Origin of the sequence: Paracoccus sp. PAR01 (assembly GCF_014851995.1) — a bacterium.
Lineage (GTDB): Bacteria > Pseudomonadota > Alphaproteobacteria > Rhodobacterales > Rhodobacteraceae > Paracoccus > Paracoccus litorisediminis.
In genome coordinates this window covers 107200-127673 of sequence record NZ_JACVAW010000010.1, presented here as the reverse complement: position 1 = coordinate 127673, position 20474 = coordinate 107200, and the positions used below count along the sequence as shown (strand labels likewise).

General features: G+C 63.6%; 19 protein-coding genes. 4 read left to right on the top strand and 15 right to left on the bottom strand.

All coding sequences use genetic code 11. From position 1 onward, the window contains the following. Nucleotides 1-212 precede the first annotated feature (212 nt). From guaD to xdhA, 4 genes are read right to left on the bottom strand one after another with little or no spacing between them, the layout of a single operon-like run. Nucleotides 213-1487, bottom strand: a complete 1275-nt coding sequence (gene guaD, locus IB235_RS15955) for a guanine deaminase (RefSeq protein ID WP_192337507.1) — start codon at nucleotides 1485-1487, stop codon at nucleotides 213-215. Further along, a complete protein-coding gene (gene xdhC / locus IB235_RS15950) occupies nucleotides 1475-2218 on the bottom strand; it encodes a xanthine dehydrogenase accessory protein XdhC (RefSeq protein WP_192337506.1) in 744 nt (247 codons plus the stop codon). The genes guaD and xdhC overlap by 13 nt, the downstream gene beginning before the upstream one ends. Further along, nucleotides 2215-4512, bottom strand: coding sequence for a xanthine dehydrogenase molybdopterin binding subunit (xdhB, locus tag IB235_RS15945; protein WP_192337505.1), 2298 nt, complete (start codon nucleotides 4510-4512; stop codon nucleotides 2215-2217). The genes xdhC and xdhB overlap by 4 nt, the downstream gene beginning before the upstream one ends. After that, nucleotides 4509-5954, bottom strand: coding sequence for a xanthine dehydrogenase small subunit (gene xdhA, locus IB235_RS15940; RefSeq protein WP_192337504.1), 1446 nt, complete (start codon nucleotides 5952-5954; stop codon nucleotides 4509-4511). Before xdhA ends, xdhB begins: the two co-directional genes overlap by 4 nt. 113 nt (nucleotides 5955-6067) lie before the next feature. Between xdhA and IB235_RS15935 the strand changes: the two genes are divergently transcribed. Further along, entirely contained in the window at nucleotides 6068-6967 is a 900-nt protein-coding gene (locus IB235_RS15935) for a LysR family transcriptional regulator (RefSeq protein WP_155040851.1), read from the top strand. Here the strand turns inward: IB235_RS15935 and IB235_RS15930 are convergent. From IB235_RS15930 to bhcA, 10 genes are all read right to left on the bottom strand, one after another. Then, nucleotides 6964-7668: a class I SAM-dependent methyltransferase gene (locus IB235_RS15930; protein WP_192337503.1), complete on the bottom strand. Its 705-nt coding sequence runs from the start codon at nucleotides 7666-7668 to the stop codon at nucleotides 6964-6966. The genes IB235_RS15935 and IB235_RS15930 overlap by 4 nt on opposite strands. Before the next feature lie 59 nt (nucleotides 7669-7727). Continuing rightward, the gene (locus IB235_RS15925) at nucleotides 7728-8975 is read right to left on the bottom strand and encodes a urate hydroxylase PuuD (protein WP_192337502.1); all 1248 of its coding nucleotides are present in this window, start codon (nucleotides 8973-8975) and stop codon (nucleotides 7728-7730) included. Nucleotides 8976-9148: 173 nt separating this feature from the next. Beyond that, entirely contained in the window at nucleotides 9149-9523 is a 375-nt protein-coding gene (locus IB235_RS15920) for a hypothetical protein (protein ID WP_192337501.1), read from the bottom strand. Nucleotides 9524-9696: 173 nt separating this feature from the next. Continuing rightward, nucleotides 9697-10047: a hydroxyisourate hydrolase gene (uraH, locus tag IB235_RS15915; protein ID WP_192337500.1), complete on the bottom strand. Its 351-nt coding sequence runs from the start codon at nucleotides 10045-10047 to the stop codon at nucleotides 9697-9699. Between the two features lie 11 nt (nucleotides 10048-10058). Then, nucleotides 10059-11399, bottom strand: a complete 1341-nt coding sequence (locus tag IB235_RS15910; RefSeq protein ID WP_192337499.1) for an 8-oxoguanine deaminase — start codon at nucleotides 11397-11399, stop codon at nucleotides 10059-10061. Between the two features lie 13 nt (nucleotides 11400-11412). After that, on the bottom strand, nucleotides 11413-12894 hold the full coding sequence (locus IB235_RS15905; protein ID WP_155040857.1) for a nucleobase:cation symporter-2 family protein: 1482 nt from the start codon (nucleotides 12892-12894) through the stop codon (nucleotides 11413-11415). A gap of 33 nt (nucleotides 12895-12927) precedes the next feature. Further along, nucleotides 12928-13890 (bottom strand): iminosuccinate reductase BhcD, encoded by a 963-nt coding sequence (gene bhcD / locus IB235_RS15900; protein ID WP_192337498.1) that lies wholly within the window; start codon nucleotides 13888-13890, stop codon nucleotides 12928-12930. After that, on the bottom strand, nucleotides 13890-15053 hold the full coding sequence (bhcC, locus tag IB235_RS15895; RefSeq protein ID WP_192337497.1) for a 3-hydroxy-D-aspartate aldolase BhcC: 1164 nt from the start codon (nucleotides 15051-15053) through the stop codon (nucleotides 13890-13892). The genes bhcD and bhcC overlap by 1 nt, the downstream gene beginning before the upstream one ends. Nucleotides 15054-15062: 9 nt before the next feature. Then, nucleotides 15063-16022 (bottom strand): beta-hydroxyaspartate dehydratase BhcB, encoded by a 960-nt coding sequence (gene bhcB / locus IB235_RS15890; protein WP_225612369.1) that lies wholly within the window; start codon nucleotides 16020-16022, stop codon nucleotides 15063-15065. A gap of 2 nt (nucleotides 16023-16024) precedes the next feature. After that, nucleotides 16025-17215 carry an L-aspartate--glyoxylate aminotransferase BhcA gene (gene bhcA / locus IB235_RS15885; RefSeq protein WP_192337495.1) on the bottom strand — a complete coding sequence of 397 codons (1191 nt, stop codon included), beginning with the start codon at nucleotides 17213-17215 and terminating at the stop codon, nucleotides 16025-16027. Nucleotides 17216-17399: 184 nt separating this feature from the next. Between bhcA and bhcR the strand changes: the two genes are divergently transcribed. The 3 genes from bhcR (at nucleotide 17400) to purN (ending at nucleotide 19949) form a co-directional block, all read left to right on the top strand. Next, nucleotides 17400-18221, top strand: coding sequence for an HTH-type transcriptional regulator BhcR (gene bhcR / locus IB235_RS15880; RefSeq protein ID WP_155040862.1), 822 nt, complete (start codon nucleotides 17400-17402; stop codon nucleotides 18219-18221). 88 nt (nucleotides 18222-18309) lie between these two features. After that, entirely contained in the window at nucleotides 18310-19356 is a 1047-nt protein-coding gene (purM, locus tag IB235_RS15875) for a phosphoribosylformylglycinamidine cyclo-ligase (RefSeq protein WP_192337494.1), read from the top strand. Beyond that, nucleotides 19353-19949 (top strand): phosphoribosylglycinamide formyltransferase, encoded by a 597-nt coding sequence (purN, locus tag IB235_RS15870; RefSeq protein WP_192337493.1) that lies wholly within the window; start codon nucleotides 19353-19355, stop codon nucleotides 19947-19949. The genes purM and purN overlap by 4 nt, the downstream gene beginning before the upstream one ends. A 10-nt stretch (nucleotides 19950-19959) precedes the next feature. Here the strand turns inward: purN and IB235_RS15865 are convergent, their stop codons facing one another. Beyond that, nucleotides 19960-20358 carry a DUF6314 family protein gene (locus IB235_RS15865; RefSeq protein ID WP_192337492.1) on the bottom strand — a complete coding sequence of 133 codons (399 nt, stop codon included), beginning with the start codon at nucleotides 20356-20358 and terminating at the stop codon, nucleotides 19960-19962. Nucleotides 20359-20474 lie beyond the last annotated feature (116 nt).

Below are 20474 nucleotides of genomic sequence, written 5' to 3'. Positions count from 1 at the left end.
TGGGAACAGCTCGATGCTTTCCTTGATGAAAACGCCATTACGCCCGTGGCCGGCTGCAGGCGGACTTACCGTCGCAGCGACGTATCAGTCCTGATCTCCGCAAGGTAAGCCGTCTCGTAGGACGATCAGAGGTTGACAGGCTTTGCACACGCTTCTGCTTTCCTTTGCACACTCATCTGCTTTCTTTGACTCTTTTTGGCTCCTGTTGCCGACTAGAGCATCGGTTTTCCAGCCACATAGGTCTGGGCGACAGCGCGGTCGTCGCCCATGATTTGCAGGATGAAAAGCTCCTCAGCCAGCGTCTGGGCCTTTTCCATGCGAAGCGCCATGGCGGGGGTCGCATGGCTATCCAACACCACGAAATCCGCATCCGTGCCGGGGGCGAGGGTGCCGATGCGGTCCTCCATCCCCAATGCCAACGCATTGCCGCGGGTGGCCCAGTGGAAGGCGGCATAGGGGTGCAGTTTCTGGCCGCGCAGTTGCAGGATCTTGTAGCCCTCGTTCAACGTTTGCAGCATCGAATAGCTGGTGCCACCGCCGATATCGGTGGCGATACCCGTGGGCACGCCTGCTGCGCGCAGGCCAGCCTCGTCGAATAGACCCGAGCCGAGGAACAAGTTCGAGGTGGGGCAGAAGATCGCACGGCTGCCGGTCTCGGCCATGCGGGCGATTTCGCGTTCGCGCAGGTGGATGCAATGGCCGAGCAGAATTTTCGGACCAAGCAGACCATATGTCTCGTAGATATCAAGATAATCCCGGGCCTTGGGATAAAGGCTTAAGGTATATTCGATCTCGGCGAGGTTCTCGCTCAGATGGGTCTGGATGTGGCAATCGGGGTGTTCGCGGACCAAGGCTCCTGCGGCCTCCATCTGCTGCGGCGTCGAGGTGATGGCGAAGCGCGGGCTGATCGCGTAGCGCTGGCGGCCTCGACCATGCCATTTCTGGATCAGCGCCTTGCTGTCGTCATAGCTGGATTGCGGGGTGTCCAGCACGCCCTCGGGGGCATTGCGGTCCATCATCACCTTGCCGGCGATCATGGCCATGTTGCGGGACTCGGCCGCCGAGAACAGCGCCTCGGCCGATCGGGCATGGCTCGAGCAGAAGGCCACGGCCGAGGTCGTGCCATGTGACAAGAGCAGCTTCAGAAAGGCATCGGCCATGCGCGTCGCGTGGTCTGCGTCGCGGAACTCGGCTTCGCTGGGGAAGGTATAGGTGTTCAGCCAGTCCAGAAGCTGTGCGCCCCAGCTGGCGATCACCTGCACCTGCGGGAAATGCAGATGCGGATCGATGAAACCGGGCAGGATCAGGTTCGGGCGGTGGTCGATCTCGGGCAGGCCATCTTGCCGCAATGAAGCGTAATCGCCGATGACGGCGATCTTGCCATTCTCGATCAGGAGCGCGCCATCCTCGAGATAGGTGAAGCTATCTTCGGTTTCGACGGGGTCGGCGTGGAAAGAGAGCGTGCGCCCTCGGATCAGCTGTCGCATGGGTATTTCTGAAACGGTGAAACGGTTTGGGTGAGGCGGGTGATGATCTCGGCGGCGGTGAGCGCGGCGATGATCTCGGGGCGTTTGTCGCGCGACTGGCCTGCGCCAATGGGGCAGGTCAGACGGTCGGTGTCGAGGTTTTGTGCGCGGGCAAAGCGGCGGAACTGCGCCAGTTTCGTCTGGCTGCCGATCATGCCGATATAGGGGGCATCCATGCGGCGCAGGGCCTCGGAGGTCAGCAGGAAATCCAGCGCGTGATCATGGGTCACGATGACATAGGAGGTGCCGCTGGGCGCCGAGCGGATCTCGGCTTCCGGCAGGGGGGTCAGGACGGTTTCGCCGCGCGCAAGGCTGAGTTCCTCGGCGCGCTGGTCGATCAGGATCGGGCGCAGCGGCAGCAAGGCCAGCGCCCGGGCAAGTGCCCGGCCCACATGGCCCGCGCCAAAGATCAGGACCTGAGGATATTCCGGCGGGGCGGGCATCTCGCTGATGCGGGTCAGCGCAAGCTCGACCCTTCCGCCGCAGCATTGGCCGATCTCGGGACCAAGGGGGATGTCCATCGTGGCCGCATCCTCGCCGCGCACCAGCATCTGCCGCGCGCGGTCGATGGCCATGTATTCCAGCTGCCCGCCGCCAATCGTGCCGCTGATCTTGTCGGTCGTCACGATCATCGTGGCGCCGGCCTCGCGCGGGCTTGAGCCGCGCGTGCGGGTGATGGTGACGCGGATCATCTGAGCCTCTCGATCGCCATCAGCACACGCTCGGGCGTGGCGGGGGCGTCGATGCGGGGGTTCTCAGCGTAGTCGTTGAAGCTCGCCACCGCCATGTTCAGCGCCTGAAAGACCGAGATGCCCAGCATGAAGGGCGGCTCGCCCACGGCCTTCGACCGCTTGATGGTGTTTTCGCGGTTCACCGACCAATCCGCCAAGGCGACGTTGAAGACTTTGGGCCGATCGGAGGCCAGTGGGATCTTGTAGGTCGAGGGCGCGTGGGTCTTGAGCTGCCCTTTGGCGTCCCACCACAGTTCCTCGCTGGTCAGCCAGCCGGTGCCCTGAACGAAGGCACCCTCAACCTGCCCCTTGTCCAGCGCGGGGTTCAGGCTGCGGCCCACGTCATGCAGCACATCGGCACGCTCTATCACATATTCGCCGGTCAGCGTGTCCACCGCGACCTCGGCGCAGGCGGCACCATAGGCGAAATAATAGAAGGGGCGGCCTTGGCCGGTATCGCGGTTCCAGTGGATTTTGGGCGTCTTGTAGAAGCCCGCCGCCGAAAGCTGGATCCGCGCCATATAGGCGGTTTTAATGAATTCCTCGAAGGGGAATTCCTGATCGCCAATGCGGGTGGTCTCCCCGATTGTCACCAGTTCCGGGGGCACACCCTTGGCCTCAGCCGCAAAAGCCGTCAGGCGGGCGATCAACTGGTTGCAGGCATCCAGCGCCGCCATGCCGTTCAGATCCGAGCCCGAGCTTGCCGCCGTGGCAGAGGTGTTCGGGACCTTCTCGGTCGTGGTCTTGGTGATCTTGATGCGGGCGATATCGACACCAAGCGCCTCTGCCACGACTTGGGCGACTTTGGTGTTCAGACCCTGACCCATCTCGGTTCCGCCATGGTTCAGATGGATCGAGCCGTCGGAATACAGGTGGATCAGCGCGCCCGCCTGGTTGAACCATGTCGCGGTGAAGCTGATGCCGAACTTGACCGGGGTCAGCGCAATGCCCTTGCGGATGGTGCCGCCGCGCGCGTTCCAGTCCAGCACGGCCTGACGGCGGGCGTGGTAGTCGCTGCTGGCTTCGAGTTCCTCGAAGATGCGTGGCAGAATTTGGTCCTCGACCTCCTGGTGATAGGGGGTCAGCTGGCCGTTTTCGTAAAGGTTCAGCTTGCGGATTTCCAAGGGATCGCGACCAAGGGCATAGGCGATATCCTCGACCACGCGCTCGGCCATGATCACGCCTTGCGGGCCGCCAAAGCCGCGGAAGGCGGTGTTCGAGCAGGTATTGGTCTTGATCGGGTGGCTGCGAAGCTCCACCGCCGGGTAGTAATAGGCATTGTCGGCATGGAACAGCGCGCGGTCCGTCACCGGGCCAGACAGATCCGCCGAGAAGCCGCAACGGGCGTAGAAGTCCCCATCGACCGCGTGGATCTTGCCGGTGTCGTCATAGCCGACTTCGTAATCGATAACGAAGTCGTGGCGCTTGCCGGTGATCTGGAAATCGTCGTCACGGTCGGGGCGCAGCTTGACGGCGCGGTGCAGCTTTTTCGCGGCCAAGGCGGCAATGACCGAGAAGAGGTTCATCTGCGTTTCCTTGCCGCCGAAGCCCCCGCCCATGCGGCGGACGTTCACCACCACGGAGTGCGCCGCCGTGCCAAGGACATGGGCGACCATGTGCTGGACCTCGGAGGGGTGCTGGGTCGAGGTGTGGATGATCACATCCTCATCCTCGCCGGGGATAGCGAAGGCGATCTGGCTTTCGAGGTAGAAATGTTCCTGTCCGCCGACGGTCAGCCGACCCGACAGGCGGCGGGGCGCGCGGGCCATCTCGGCCATATCGCCACGCGCGAGTTTCAGGGGCTTTGTCACATAGCCCATGCCGGCATCGCGGGCGCTGATCGCGTCCAGCGCGAAGGGCAGCTGTTCATAGGTGACGCGGGCCAGTTGGCAGGCGCGGCGGGCTTGGTCGCGGGTTTCTGCGATGACCGCAAAGATCGGCTGGCCGTGGAATTGGACCTCGGGGTAGGCAAAGACCGGATCGTCATGCAGCCCGTTCGGGCTGATGTCATTGACGCCGGGAATGTCATCCGCGGTCAGCACCAGATGCACGCCGGGTGCCGTGCGCACCGCCGTGAGGTCCATTTCCGTGATACGGCCATGGGCCACAGTCGACAGCCCCAGATAGGCGTGCAGCGTGCCGACGGGTTCCGCGATGTCATCGGTATAGTCCGCGCGCCCGGTGACGTGCTTGACGGCGGAATCGTGGATGATCGAGCTATGGGCCGCGCCCTTGACTTGCACGTCCTGTTTCATTCGACCCTCCTCAGACGGTGTTCCGCGCCCGATTGCTCCAGCCAGAAGCGGCGGAAGAAATTGGCGGCAAGTTGCTGGCGATATTCGGCGCTGGCGCGCCAGTCGCTGAGCGGTTGGAAGTCATTGGCGACGGCCTTTGCCGCTGCCTCGAAGGTTTCGGCAGAGAAGGGCTGGCCCTTCAGCGCGGCCTCGGCATGGGCGGCACGTTTCGGGGTGGCGGCCATACCGCCAAAGGCCACGCGGGCGTCGATGATCGTGGCACCATCGGTTTCCACGCGGAAGGCTGCAGCGGATGCAGTGATGTCGGCGTGAAGGCGTTTGCTGACCTTATAGGCGGCGATCAGGGCATCGCCCTTCAGCGGCACATGGATCGATTCCACGAACTCGCCGGGAAGGCGGTCCTGTTTGCCGTAAGCCACGAAGTAATCCTCGACGGCCACGTCACGGGTGCCCGTCGCGTTGCGCAGCGTCATCGTGGCGCCCAAGGCGATCAACAGGGGCGGCGTTTCTCCGATGGGCGAGCCGTTCGCCACGTTTCCGCCGATGGTCCCGGCATTGCGCACCTGCCAGCCGCCGATGCGCCGCCAGTAATCCAGCGCCTCGGGGAAATGGGCCAAGACGAAGGGCTCGAACTCGGTATAGGTGACGCCCGCGCCGATGGTGATCTGGCCCGGCGTGATCTCGATGCGTTTCAGGTCGGCCAGATGCCCGATAAAGACGGCAGGCGAGATGTCTTTCAGGAATTTCGTGACCCACAGACCCACATCGGTCGCGCCGGCGACGATGGTGGCCTTGGGGTTTTCCGCCAGAACCTGCGCCAGATCGGCGGCGTCCTTGGGCAGAATGGCGCGATCATCGCCGCGGGCGATCTCGACCCGTTCCTGCGGGATGGCGGCGAGGGTGGCGGTGATGCGCTCGCGTTCCACACTCAGGGCGTCCATGTGCTGGCCCCCGGCCTCGCTGGCGGCGAAGGCGGCTTTCACGATCGGCTCATAGCCGGTGCAACGGCACAGATTGCCTTGCAGGGCGGTTTCGATTGCGCCCATGTCGGGGCGGGGGTTCGCCATCCACAAGCCGTAAAGCGCCATGACGAAGCCCGGCGTGCAGAAACCGCATTGGCTGCCGTGATGCTCGACCATCGCGGCCTGAACCGGGTGCAGACTGCCTTGCGGGCCACGCAGATGTTCGACGGTGACGATATGGCAGCCGTGGCACGAGGCGAGGAAGCGGATGCAGGCATTGATCGGCTCGTAATGCAAATGCCCGTGATGCAACCGGCCAACCAGCACGGTGCAGGCCCCGCAATCGCCCTCGGCGCAGCCTTCCTTGGTGCCGGTCAACCGGCGATTCAGGCGCAGGAAATCCAGCAAAGTGTCGCGTGATCCGGCCTCACTCAGGCGGATCTCGGTGTCGTTCAGAAGAAAGCGCAGCTCGCTGCCCATCAAGTCCTCGCTCGGGTCGCTGTCAGGAAACCCTAGATGCGAATTGACCTTTGCGAAATCACCGAATGAGCATAAGACTTTCAGCCGTTCATTGAAAGAAGCGGGTCGGTCCGTTGCCATACCTTGAAAGTCTGCGGGTTTTTGTCCGCGTCATCGAACTGGGCTCGATTACGGCGGGGGGGCGTGATTTGCGCATGTCCCCGGCAGTTGCCTCAAATCGCATCAAGGATCTGGAGACGCGCTTCGGCGTGAGGCTTCTGAACCGCACGACTCGCAAGCTGGTCCCGACCGAGGTGGGTCGCGCCTTCTATGAAAGCGCCCGCCGGGTGATCGAGACCTTGGATGAGGCCGAGGCAGTTGTTTCGGGTTTTTCGGGGATGCCGCATGGCGCGTTGCGGGTGACGGCGCCGTTGGGGCTGGGGCGACGACTGATCTCGCCGCTCGTGCCGAAATTCTGCGAGGAATATCCGGGCGTCGAGATCAGGCTGCGTCTGTCCGACCGCAATGTCGATATCATCGCCGACGGGATCGATCTGGCGTTTTTCCTGGGTGAGCCGCAGGATTCCGCGCTGAAATGGCGGCGGATCGCGGAATGCAAACGGGTGCTGGTGGCAACCCCGGATTACCTCGCCAAGCATGGCGTGCCGGAAAAGCCCGACGATCTGGTCAAGCATAATTGCCTGCTGCTGCGCTATCCGCGCAGCCCGGAATATTACTGGGTGCTGAAGACGCCCGACGGCCCGCAGAAACTACTGGTCAATGGTCATTTCGACGCCGATGACGGTGACGTTCTGACCGATTGGGCGTTGGACGGCTGCGGCATCGCCAACCGGCCGCATTACGAGGTGGCCGAGCATCTGGACGCGGGACGGCTGGTGCTGGTCCTGCCGGAATGCCCGCCGTCTCCGGCGCAATTCGGGGTACTGACCCCGCATCGTCGCCTGCAGGACCCCAAGGTGCGGCTGTTCGTCGACTATATCGCCCGCGAGTCCCGGCGCTATCTGGGCGCTTAGGGCTTCGTCCATTCCATGATGTGGTGGTAAGGCGCGCGGTTGTAGCGCGTGATCCGCGCGGGCTCTCCGCCCTGTGCCGCGGGCTCATCGAAATGCGCCAGCCGCAGCCCCTGTGCCAGCAGCGGCTGCATATAGGCGCCAAGCGGGCGGTGCCAGTTGCGGATCAGGATACCGCGCCAGCTGACCCATTCAGCGCGCGGCTCAAGGTAATTGTCGATCAGATAGCCACGCGCGCTGTCGCCATCACCCTGCCATGATCCGGCAGTGCTGAACGAGTTCAGGTTCGCGATCAGCAGCGTGCCACCCGGACGCAGCACACGGGCCATCTCGGCGATGGCGGTGTCGCTGTCGTCGATATCGATCAGGGTCAGGTAGCTCACGACCAGATCAAAGCTGGCATCGGGAAAGGGCAGGGCCTCGGCCTGCGCTTCCAGATAGTCGCCCTGCGGGTGGCGGGTGCGGGCGGTCTCGATCAGGCGGGCCGTCGGGTCGATGCCGGTGGTGGTGACGCCCAGTTCCGACATCATCCGGCTGAAGCGCCCCTCGCCACAGCCGACATCCAGCGCATTCTGAAAGCCGCGGCCCCGGATGCGGTCCAGCATCGGGGCGTCCAGCACGTAGCGGCGCGAGAAATCTCCGGTCTCGACCATGTCGGCGATCCATGCCTCGGCGCTTTCGTCCCAACCGTTGCCGCTGTCCATGATCCTGCCCCCGTTTGTTCGGGGCATGGACTAGCCCGGATGGCGGCGCGGGAAAAGCCTCAGTTCGCGGCGAGGGCCTTCGGCAGGCCGCGATACCAGTCCATGATCGCCTGCCGCTCGGCAGGCTCCATGAAGCTGACATTGGCCGGGGGCATGGCATTGGTCACGCCCGCCTGGATAAAGATCTCGCGTGCGGCGCGGGTGATGTCGTCGGGGGTTTCCAGCAGGACCCCCTTGGGCGCGGTATGGATACCCTCATAGCTGGGTTCGCGCGAGTGGCACATGCTGCAGCGGCCCATGACGGCGTTCTGGGCCTCGTCCCAGCCCGGCGCGTCGATCATGGCCTGCTGGGTCGGGGTCAGGATGCGGGCCTCGGATTCCTCCAGCGTTTGGCGGAACATCGGCGCGGTCGAGATCCACATCACCATGATGAACAGGATCGCGGTGATCGCCCAGCACCACCACAGTTTCCCCTTGCGGGCATGCATGGTGTTGAAGAAATGCCGGATGGTCACGCCCATCAGAAAGATCAGCCCGGCAATGACCCAGTTCAATTCCGAGGCGAAGGCCAGCGGATAGTGGTTCGACAGCATCAGGAAGACGACCGGCAGCGTCAGGTAGTTGTTATGGGTCGAGCGCAGCTTGGCGATCTTGCCGTATTTCGGATCGGCGGGACGCCCGGCCTTCAGATCCGCCACCACGATGCGCTGGTTCGGCATGATGATGAAGAACACGTTCGCCGTCATGATCGTCGCGGTGAAGGCGCCCAGATGCAGCATGGTCGCGCGGCCGGTGAAGATCTGGTTGTAGCCCCAGCCCATGGCGATCAGCATCGCAAACAGCAGCAGCATCAGCAGGGTCGGCGTCTCGCCCAGCTTGGATTTGCACAGGAAGTCATAGATCAGCCAGCCGATCGACAGCGACGCGGCCGAGATCAGGATGGCCTGCCATGGGGCCAGCTCCATCTTGGCCGGGTCGATCAGGAACAGCTCGGACCCGACCCAATAGGTGACCATCAGAAGCGCCGCCCCCGAGATCCAGGTCATGTAGCTTTCCCATTTGAACCAGGTCAGATGCTCGGGCATCCGCTCGGGCGCGACGAGGTATTTCTGGATATGGTAGAAACCGCCGCCATGAACCTGCCATTCCTCGCCATGCGCGCCCTTGGGCAGGCCGGGGGCTTTCTGAAGGCCCAGGTCGAGGGCGACGAAGTAGAAGGACGAACCGATCCAGGCGATCGCCGTGACGACATGCGTCCAGCGGATCGCGAAGGCCAGCCAATCCCAGATCACGGCGAAATCGGACATGCATTGCTCCTGTCTTGCTGGGGAAATCCTAGCGCAACCGGGGGCTTCGCGGAAATCGGCTTGAGCGCCGTGGCTGTCTTAAGTTTGCGTTGAAAATCTTTTGGGCATGGCGGACGCACAAATGTCTGCTTGGTGAATGGACAACCAGTTCATACGGACAGGACAAAGAGCGTCTAAGGGCGGATAAACCCTACTGCTAGAACGATCACACCGAACAGGAAGCATACGCCGCAACCGACGATACAAATTAAACCGAGAACCAAGTATCGGTCACTGAGTGCAAAATCAGGTTCCTGCTTTCTCAAGGATCGGTCCGCATATCGCGTCGAGAGGAAACCAACTGTCCACGCACATAGGCCAGACAGAACGCCGAAGGCGAAAAAGAGCACGGCAATTGCGAGCGAACAGCTTGAGATCATGGGAAGCAGGTTCGCCATCTGCGAAAGAACCGCAACGGCTGCGCCACCATTGATCAGTATCGCGGCATTGATTGCGCCCTTAGCATACTCTTGTGTGATGACGCGGTAGTCGGTTTCGGCGCTCTGCATTGCCTTGCCTCATGGATGCTCCACGCAGGCTACATCAACACGGATGTCGAAGTTCAAATAGTGTGATTTGTCACGTTCGTTGGAAAATCTATCAGGTGGTGTTGAGAATGCGGCGATAGACCTCTCGGTGCTACCGCCGCATTATTGGGTCCGCTAGGCTGGAATCCGGTAAATCAACTGCCGCGATAGGTTGAATAGCCGTAGGGCGAGATCAGCAGCGGGACGTGGTAATGGTCCTGCTCGGACATGCCGAAGCGCAGCGGGATCTGGTCGAGGAAGCGGGGTTTCGCGGCTTGGTGGCCCTGGGAGTCGAGCCATGCCCCGACATGGAAGACCAGCTCGTACTCTCCGGTCTCGAATTCAGCTGCGGGCAGGATCTGGGCGTCGGTGCGGCCGTCATGGTTGGTGACGGTTTCCTTGATCAGGCGGCGTTCAGGGTCGAGGCGGTAAAGCTCGATCCGCATGCCTTGGGCGGGCGCGCCATTGGCGGTGTCGAGAACATGGGTGGTCAGAAAGCCGGTCATCAAGGGTCCTTTCAATTGGCGAGGCGGATGGTGGCCGCGCGGGCCTGATCGTTCAATTTGCGAGTGTCGGCGGTCAGAAGTTGGTGGTCACGCACAACCGCGCGGCCCTCGACATAGACGGATTTTGCCCGCATCGGCGCGCAGAAGACCAGTGCGGCGACCGGGTCCCATTCGCCCGCCGCGGCAAGCTCGGTCACGTCCCACAGGACCAGATCGGCGCGTTTGCCGGGTTCGAGGCTGCCAAGATCGCTGCGGCCAAGGACGCGGGCACCGCCGAGGGTGGCGATCTCCAGCGCCTCGCGTGCGCCCATGGCGGCGGGGCCGTTCTTCAGCCGCGCCAGCAGCATGGCTTGGCGGGCCTCAAGGCCCAGATGCGAGCAGTCGTTCGAGGCCGAGCCATCGACACCCAGCCCCACCGGCACGCCCGCATCCCGCATCTGCCGGATCGGTGCGATGCCCGAGGCAAGCCGCGCATTCGAGCAAGGGCAATGGGCGACACCCGTGCCAGTGCGGGCGAACAGGTCGATTTCCTTGTCCGAGAGTTTCACGCAATGGGCGTGCCAGACATCGTCCCCCGTCCAGCCGAGGCTTTCGGCGTAATCGCCGGGCAACATGCCGAAATTCGCCAGCGAATAGGCGATGTCTTCATCATTCTCGGCCAGATGGGTGTGCAGGCGCACGCCCTTTTCGCGTGCAAGGATGGCCGCATCGCGCATCAGCTCGCGGCTGACCGAGAAGGGCGAGCAGGGGGCAAGCCCCACCTGCACCATTGCGCCGGGGTTCGGGTCGTGGAAGGCGGCGATCAGACGCTCGCTATCCTTCAGGATCGAGGCCTCGGCCTCGACCAGAGAATCCGGGGGCAGGCCGCCCTTGCTTTCGCCGATGGACATCGCTCCGCGCGTGGCGTGGAAGCGGATGCCGATGTCACTGGCGGCCTCGATGCTGTCATCGAGCCGCGCGCCGTTCGGGAACAGATACAGGTGATCCGAGGAACAGGTGCAGCCGGATAGCGCCAGTTCCGCCAGCCCGATCTGTGCGGACAGGCGGATGTCATGGGGCGTCATCCGAGCCCAGATCGGATAAAGCGTGCGCAGCCAGCCGAAAAGCGCCGCGTCCTGCGCGGCGGGGACGGCGCGGGTCAGGGTCTGGAACAGGTGGTGATGGGTGTTGATCATGCCGGGGGTGACGACGCAGCCCTTGGCCTCGACCACCTCGGCACCCTCACTGGGAAGGTTCGTGCCGATGGCGAGGATTACCCCGCCATCGATCAGAACGTCTCCGCCCGCGATCTCGCGCCGGGTTCCGTCCATGGTGACGACCACCTCGGCCTTGCGGATCAGGGTTCGGGTCATGTGCTTCTTCCTTTCAGTGCGCTTCGGCGGCGTGGCCAGCGGCGCGGATATCATCCTCGGTCGCGTGGGGCGCACCGTTGAAGTACCAGTTCAGCGCCACCGCCGAAAGCGTCGCCAGCAGGATGCCGGAATGGATCAGCGGGTGCAAAGCATGGGGCATCCACTGGTTGAAATCGGGCGCGACCATCGGGATCATCGCCATCCCCAGCGAAATCGCGACCACGAACAGGTTATGCCGGTTGCCCGCGAAATCGACATTCGCAAGGATGCGGATGCCGGTTGCGGCGACCATGCCGAACATGACCAGACCCGCGCCGCCCAGAACGGTGGTCGGCAGGCTTTCGACCAGCGCGCCCATTTTCGGGATCAGGCCCAGCACGATCATGATCGCGCCGCCCGCCACGCAGACAAACCGAGAGCGAATGCCGGTCACGCCGACAAGGCCGACGTTCTGGCTGAAGGACGTATAGGGGAAGGTGTTGAACAGCCCACCCAGCGCCGTGCCCAGACCGTCGACGCGAAGCCCGGCCGACAGGGTTTTCGGCGTGACCTTGCGGTTGCAGATCTCACCCAAAGCCAGGAACATGCCGGTCGATTCCACCATGGTTACGAACATGACCAGGATCATCGTCGCGATCATCACCGGGTCAAAGATCGGCATGCCGAAATGGAAGGGGCGGATGGGCGCGAACCAGGCTGCTTCGGACACGGCACCGAAATGCATCATGCCCATGCTGGCGGCCAGCACACCGCCGCCGATGATGCCCAGAAGCACCGCGATGTTCGAGATGAAGCCACGACCAAAGCGCGACAGCAGCAGGATCGAGCCCAGCACCACCAGACCGATGATGATGTTCTGGCTCGAGGCATAGGCCGGGTTCGGGACCGTCGGCAGCAGCTTGAGGCCTTCGGGGGCCGAGCCTGCGGCGATGGCGGCGTTCAGCCATTCCTGCTGGGCGGGGTCAACCAGCTTCGGCGCGGTCGGGCCGAAGGGCAGGCCAAAGATCCAGTTGATGCCGATGGGCATCAGGCTGACGCCGATGGCCAGAATGACCGTGCCCGTCACCACGCTGGGAAAGAAGCGCAACAGACGGCTGACAAAGGGCGCAAGAAAGATCGAGATGACGCCGGCGGCGATGATTGCGCCGAACAGCATCCGCGCGCCTTCGGCCCCCGGTTGGGCGCTGGCGATCGACACCATCGGGCCGACGGCGGCGAAGGTCACGCCCATCATCACCGGCAGGCGGATGCCGAACCATTGCGTCGCGCCCAGCGACTGGATGATCGAGACCAGACCGCAGACGAACAGGTCCGCCGAAATCAGAAAGGCCACGTCCTGCGGCGACAGCTGCAGGGCGCGGCCCACGATCAGGGGGACGGCGATGGCTCCGGCATACATGACCAGCACATGCTGGAAACCCAGCGTGAACAGGCGTGGAGCCGGCAGGATTTCCTCGACCGGATCAATGACCCGGCCGGCGGTTTCGTGTGACATGGTTCTCCTCCCTTGTCTTGCTTCGGCCCCTGGTCAGATTTCGACCTTCTGGGCCAGCCCCTTTTCCTGGGCCAGTTTCACGACGGCGCGGGCCACGGCGAGGTCTTGCAGACCGACGCCGGTGCCGTCGAAAATCGTCAGCTCGGCATCCCCGCGTCCGGGGTGGCTGCCGTTCACCACTGCGCCGATCTGGGTGATTGCCTCCTCTGCAATCAGCCCAGCCGCAATGGCGTGCTGGAATTCACCGATGGCCACGGATTGCGCGACCTCATCGGTGAACAGGCGGGCGCGGGCGACCAGCGCCGGGTCAAGTTCCTGCTTGCCCTTGGTGTCGGTGCCCATGGCCGCGATATGGGTCGGACCCTGCACATGGCCGTCCATCAGCAGCGGCGAAAAGGCCGAGGTGATCGAGATGATCACGTCGGCTTCCGCGCCAAGCCGCGGCAGGTCCACCGCCTCGAAGGGCAGGCCCAGTTCGACAGCAGTGTCGGCCAGACGGGTCAGCATCTCGGGATGGGGGTTCCAGCCGATGACCTTCTCGAAGTCATGGACGCGGGCGGCGGCACGCATCTGGAAGGCCGATTGATGGCCTGCGCCGATCATGCCCAGCACCTTGGCACCCTTGGGCGCCAGATACTTGATCGACACCGCCGAGGCCGCCGCGGTGCGAAGCGCGGTCAGCAAGTTCCCCCCGACCGCCGCCGCGACCCTCCCGGTATCGGCGTCGAACAGGAAGACCGTCGACTGGTGATTGATCAGCCCGTGCTTCTGGTTCTGCGGCCAATAGCCTCCGGCCTTCAGTCCCAGCGTCAGGGCGGCTCCGTCGAAGCCGCCCTTGAAGCCGTAAAGCGCATCGTCATGGCCGATCGCCTCGCGCACCACGGGGAAGTTATAGGCCCGGTCGGCGGCCATGGCGGCAAAGACCGCCTCGACCGCGTCATAGGCGGCTTCGGGGGTCATCAGCCCCCCGATTTCCTTTTCCGCGACGACCAGCATCAATAACCCTTTCCGCGGGCGCTGACCGGCCAGACGGTCTCGACCTTGCCGTTCCGCACACCGACATACCAGTCATGGACGTTGCAGGTCGGGTCGCAATGGCCGGGGACAAGGCGCAGCTTTTCATTGACCTTGAGGACGCCCTTGGGGTCCGCGATCACGCCATGCTCGTCCGAGCATTTGACATATTCCACGTCATCGCGGCCATAGATGAAGGGCAACCCGCTATCGACCGATTGCGCCTTGAGGCCCGCATCGCAGATCGCCTTGTCAGGCTTGGCGTGGGACATGACCGAGGTCAGAATGAACAGCGCGTTTTCCCATTCGCCCTTGTCGATGCGATGGCCGCCCTCGTCCTTGATACGGCCGTAATCGGCATCCATGAAGGCGTAGGAACCGCATTGCAGTTCGTTATAGACGCCGGAATTGCTCTCGAAATAATAGCTGCCGGTGCCGCCGCCCGAGACGAGTTCCGGCGAAAGCCCCGCTTCCTCCAGCGCCGCCACGGCTTCCTTGACCTGCGCGATGGCGGCATCCAGCTTGGCCTTGCGATCGATGAAGCTTTCCATGTGCTGCATCGCGCCCTGATAGGCTTGGATGCCGGTGAATTTCAGCCCCGGTGCTGCATCGACGGCCTTGGCGATCTGAACCACCGCTGCCGCAGTGGTCACGCCGCAGCGTCCCGCGCCGCAGTCGATCTCGATAAAGACCTCCAGCTGGGTCCCGTGACGCTGCGCGGCCGCCGACAGATCGGCGACGTTTGCCACGTCATCGACGCAGACAATGATCCGTGCGCCCAGCTTCGGCAGCCGGGCAAGGCGGTCGATCTTGGCCGGATCGCGGACCTGGTTCGACACAAGGATGTCCTTGATGCCGCCACGGGCAAAGACTTCGGCCTCGGAGACCTTCTGGCAGCAGACGCCCGCAGCACCACCCAGTTCCTGCTGCAATTTCTGCACGTCGACCGACTTGTGCATCTTGCCGTGGCTGCGGTGGCGCATGCCGTGCGCCTTGGCGTAATCGCCCATCTTCTTGATGTTACGCTCCAGCGCGTCCAGATCGAGGATCAGGCAAGGCGTCTGGATATCGGCCTCGGCCATACCGGGCAGGGCGGGGATGTCATAGCCGACTTCGAAACCGGCGAAATCTGTCTTGGCGTTCATGTCAGGTCCTCACATCCAGGGCAGGCGGTCAAGATCGACATTGCCGCCGGTGATGATGATGCCGACGCGCTGGCCGGCGAAGATGTCGCGATTCTTGATGATGGTGGCCAGCGGCACGGCGCTGCTGGGCTCCATCACGATTTTCATGCGCTTCCAGATCAGCTTCATCGCTTCGACGATCTCATCCTCGGTCGCGGTCAGCACGTCGGCGACGTGGTTCTGGACGAAATGCCAGGTCAGTTCCTTGAGCGGCACTTTCAGCCCGTCGGCCACGGTCTCGGGCGCGTCATCGGCGATGATGTGACCGGCGCGGAAGCTGCGTGCGGCGTCATCGGCATTCAGCGGCTCGGCGGCAAAGACACGGGTCTTTGGCGCAAGGTTCGAGAGCGTCAGGCAAGTCCCCGAGACCATGCCGCCGCCACCGATCGGTGCCACCACCGCGTCAAGACCGGCCACCTGCTCGATCAGTTCGGCGCTGCAGGTCGCCTGACCGGCGATCACTCGCCAGTCGTTGTAGGGATGGACGAACTCGGCCCCGGTTTCCGCGACGACCTCGGCAAAGACCGCCTCGCGAGAGCTGGTCGAGGGTTCGCATTCCACCACCCGCGCGCCATAGCCGCGAACCGCATCCTTCTTGGCCTGCGGCGCGGTGCGCGGCATGACCACGGTGCAGGGGATGCCCCGGCGACCGGCGGCATAGGCCAGGCAAGAGCCGTGGTTGCCGCTGGAATGGGTGGCGACGCCCTTCGCCGCCTGTTCATCGGTCAGGCCAAAGACCGCATTGCTGGCGCCGCGTGCCTTGAAGGCGCCGGCCTTTTGCAGGTTCTCGCATTTGAAGAACAGCTCGGCCCCGGTCAGTTCATTGATGAAACGAGAGGTCAGGACCGGCGTCACATGCACATGCGGGGCGATACGCGTCCGCGCGGCCAGCATGTCATCGAGGGTCGGAATATACATGGCGTCCTTCATCCTCAGGCAGCCTTCCGCAGTGCCGAAACCGTCGACTGGCGATAATGTTCCTGCGCCGCGGCGACACCCGAACCCAGCCGCACCGGCAAGCCCAGATCGACCATGACCATTTCCGCGACTGCAATCCCCGACAGCGCCATGGCGTCGGTCAGGCTGCCCAGATGGCCGATGCGGAAGACCTTGCCCGCGACCTCGCCCAGACCGGTGCCGAAGGCCATGTCATAGGTTTCCAGTGCGTGGCTGACGATGCGGTTGGCATCAAACCCGTCCGGCACGCGGATGGCGCTGACCGTGTCGGAATACAGGTCGGGTCGCGCGGCGCACAGTTTCAGCCCCCAGGCATCGACCGCGGCGCGAATGCCGCCCGCAATGCGGTGATGACGGGCAAAGACGTTTTCCAGCCCTTCGGACAAGATGCGCTCGCAGGCGGCGTTCAGCCCGTTGATCAGTCCGACCGGCGGCGTATAGGGGTAGCCGTTGCGGGCATAGCCGGTGGCCATATCGCGGATGTCAAAGAAGGTGCGCGGCAGCTTTGCTGTCTCGACCGCCGCCATGGCTTTCGGCGAAAAGGCGACAATCGCCAGACCCGGCGGCAGCATGAAGCCCTTTTGGCTGCCGGTGACGGCGATATCGACGCCCCATTCGTCCATGCGGAAATCCATCGACCCGATCGAGCTGACGCCATCGACGAACAGCAGCGCCGGGTGACGCGCCGCATCCAGCGCGCGGCGGATCGCGGCGATGTCGGATTTGACGCCCGTCGCGGTCTCGTTATGGGTGGCCAGAACGACGCGGATTTCGTGGCCCTTGTCGGCGGTCAGGATTTCCTCGAAGCGGGCGGCGGGGATGCCTTCGCCCCACGGAACCTCGATATGGGTTACGTCCAGACGGTGGCGCTGGCACATGTCGATCCAGCGGTGGCTGAACATGCCATTGCGGGCGGCCAGCACCTTGTCGCCGGGCGAGAGCGTGTTGGTGAGCGCGGTTTCCCAACCGCCGGTTCCGGTCGAGGGGAACAGAAAGACCTGCGCCTGGTCGGTCTTCAGCACCTTTTTCACGCCCTCCAGCGCGGGATGCAGCATCCGCCCGAAAACCGGCGAGCGGTGGTCGATGGTGGGCATGTCCACCGCCTTGCGCAGTTCCTCGGGGATATTGGTAGGGCCGGGAATGAAGATGGGGTTCTGACTGGTCATTGTGCTTCCTCCTGCACTTGTGTCCCAGCCTAGGCGCAGCTGTCCATTCCGGCAATTTTTCTGAAAAGCATTTCGCAATGGCGGAAAATATGTTGATTTCTTAACCGAATCAGATGTTTGCTGTTTTCCACACCGGATTTTCGATATTCAATCGGATTGATATGCAGTCGAAAGGATTTCTTGAATGTCATCCGCACCGCGCAAAAGGGGGCGTCCGAAAAGCAGGGCCGAGGGCAGTGAGGACACTGGCGGCGTCCGTGCCCTGGAACGGGCGCTGGATGTGCTGGACGTGATCGCCTCGGGCAATGGCCTGACGCTGAGCGAGATTGCCCAGCAACTGGGGCAGGCGCCCTCGACCGTCCATCGGGTGCTGGTGACGCTGGCCGCGCGCGGCATGGCCGAAACCGACGGGCAAAATCAGGCGTGGCAGATCGGCCCGACCGCATTTCGTCTGGGGTCAGCCTTTATGCGACGCGCTGGTCTGGTCGAACGCGCCCGTCCGGTCCTGCGCCGCCTGATGGAGGAAACCGGAGAGACCGCCAATCTGGGCATCCTGAACGGCGATGCCGTGCTGTTCATCAGTCAGGCCGAGACGCATGAAACCATCCGCGCCTTCTTTCCGCCGGGCACCCGTTCGCCGCTGCATGCCTCGGGGATTGGCAAGGCGCTGCTGGCCTATGCCCGCCCGCAGCATCTGCGCCAGTTGATCCCCGGATTGCGGCTGGACCGTTTCACGCCGACGACGCTTTGCGCCCCCGAGACGCTGACCGCCGATCTGGCTTTGACGCGGACGCGCGGCTATGCGCTGGACAATGAGGAGCGCGCACCGGGGATGCGCTGCATTGCCGCGCCGATCTTCGATTTCGGCGGCGAGGCGGCGGCAGGGATCTCGGTCTCGGGGCCGTTGCATCGGATGAGCGACGCGCGGCTGGACGGCATCGCCCGCGCGGTCATATCCGCTGCGCGTGAGCTGTCGGCAGGGGCAGGGCCTGCGGGCAACGGCTGATGGCCGGAAAACGCCGCATTTGATGGACGGATCATTGCCTGCGCGCCGCGCCTGCGCTATCGGGACGCAAAGCAAAGGAGCCCCGCACATGACCGAGCGCAAATCTGGCCTGTCCTATGCCGAAGCCGGAGTGGATATCGACGCAGGCAACGCGCTTGTCGAGCGCATCAAGCCCGCCGCCGCCGCAACCAAGCGCTCTGGCGTGATGGACGGTCTGGGCGGTTTCGGCGCGCTGTTCGACCCCCGCGCTGCTGGCTATCAGGACCCGGTTCTGGTCGCCGCGACCGACGGCGTCGGCACCAAGCTGCGCATCGGCATCGACACCGGTGAACTTGACGGCCTTGGCATCGACCTTGTCGCCATGTGCGTCAACGATCTGGTCTGCCAAGGGGCCGAGCCGCTGTTCTTCCTCGACTATTTCGCCACCGGCAAGCTGTCGGTCGATGAGGCCACCCGTGTCATCAACGGCATTGCCGAAGGCTGCCGCCGTTCCGGCTGCGCGCTGATCGGTGGCGAGACCGCCGAAATGCCCGGCATGTATGCCAAGGGCGATTTCGATCTGGCCGGTTTCGCGGTCGGCGCGATGGAGCGCGGCACCGCGCTGCCCGCAAACGTCGCGGATGGTGACGTGTTGCTGGGCCTCGCCGCGGACGGTGTGCATTCCAACGGCTTCTCGCTGGTGCGCAAGGTCGCCGAACATGCGGGTCTGGACTGGGATTCGCCCTCGCCCTTCGGCACGGGTACCTTGGGTCAGGCGCTGCTGGTTCCGACCCGGCTTTACGTCAAGCCGGTTCTGGCCGCGATCCGTGCAGGCGGCGTTCATGCCGCAGCCCATATCACCGGCGGCGGTATCACCGAGAACCTGCCGCGCGTCCTGCCGAAAGGTCTTGGTGCCGACATCGATCTGGACAGCTTCAGCCTGCCCGCAGTCTTTGACTGGCTGGCCGAGGCCGGCAACATTGCCGATGCCGAGATGCTGAAAACCTTCAACACCGGCATCGGCATGATCCTCTCGGTCGCGGTCGACCGTGCCGAGGCGCTGGAAGCCCTGCTGAAAGCTGAGGGCGAGACCGTCTATCGCCTTGGTCAGGTCACCCCCGGTGCGGGCGTGCGCTACAGCGGCAAGCTGCGGTGAAACGCATTGCCCTTCTGATCTCGGGCGGCGGGTCGAACATGGTCAAGCTGGTCGAAAGCATGACCGGCGACCATCCGGCTCGCGCCGTGATCGTCGGGTCAAACGATCCGGCGGCGGGTGGCCTTGCCAAGGCCACCGCCATGGGCGTTTCGACCTTTGCCATCGACCACCGCAACTATAAGGGCGACCGCGCCGCATTCGAGGCCGCACTGCTTCAGCCGCTGCTGGCGGCCGAACCCGACATCCTTTGTCTTGCCGGTTTCATGCGCATCCTGACCCCGGCTTTCGTCCAGAAATTCGAAGGGCGGATGCTGAACATCCACCCTTCGCTTTTGCCGAAATACCCCGGCCTCCACACCCATCAGCGCGCCATTGATGCGGGCGATCCTGAGGCGGGTGCGTCGGTCCATCTGGTGACGCCTGAACTTGATGCCGGCCCGATCCTTGGTCAGGCCCGCGTTCCGGTCCTGCCCGGCGATACGGCGGATACGCTTGCCGCCCGCGTGCTGATCCAGGAACACCGCCTCTACCCCGAGGTGCTGCGTCGCTTCGCGCTGGGTGACCAGACTCCGATCCTGCTGACGGCGGCTTAAGGCCGCCTCACTACCGCCGATACTGGCTGACGCTTCGATAATTCTTGCGTGGCCCCCGCACGGTCCAGATTTCTGCCCATCTGCGGTTGCTGGCGAACATGAACAGCCCACGATACAGGTCGTCGCCGCAATGATGCACGACCCGCTGGATGCCCTGTGATTCAAGGGTGATGAACGGGCTGCCATCCGGCCGCCTGACCTCAACCACGCCATCGCCCCATTCAAGCAGATATTGCCGCTGCGATGACAGCCGCTGGTTCTGGAACTGGATCATTCCCGTTTCGTGAAAGGCGTTGTCGGAAATCTGCGCCGTCCCCTGAAACCGTGTAACCAGACCGGTCTGGGCGTCGGAAATCCGCCGCCGCACCTGCCATTCGCCCAGAAATTCGCTCAAATCAAAGTCCTTCATGCCCACTCCTGGCGATTGTCCATCAAGGGACAAGCGGAAAGAAAAAGGGCCCATAGGCCCTTTCTCCGTTTCCGAAATACCCTGGGGGTGTGGGGGCAAGGCCCCCACGAATCCCG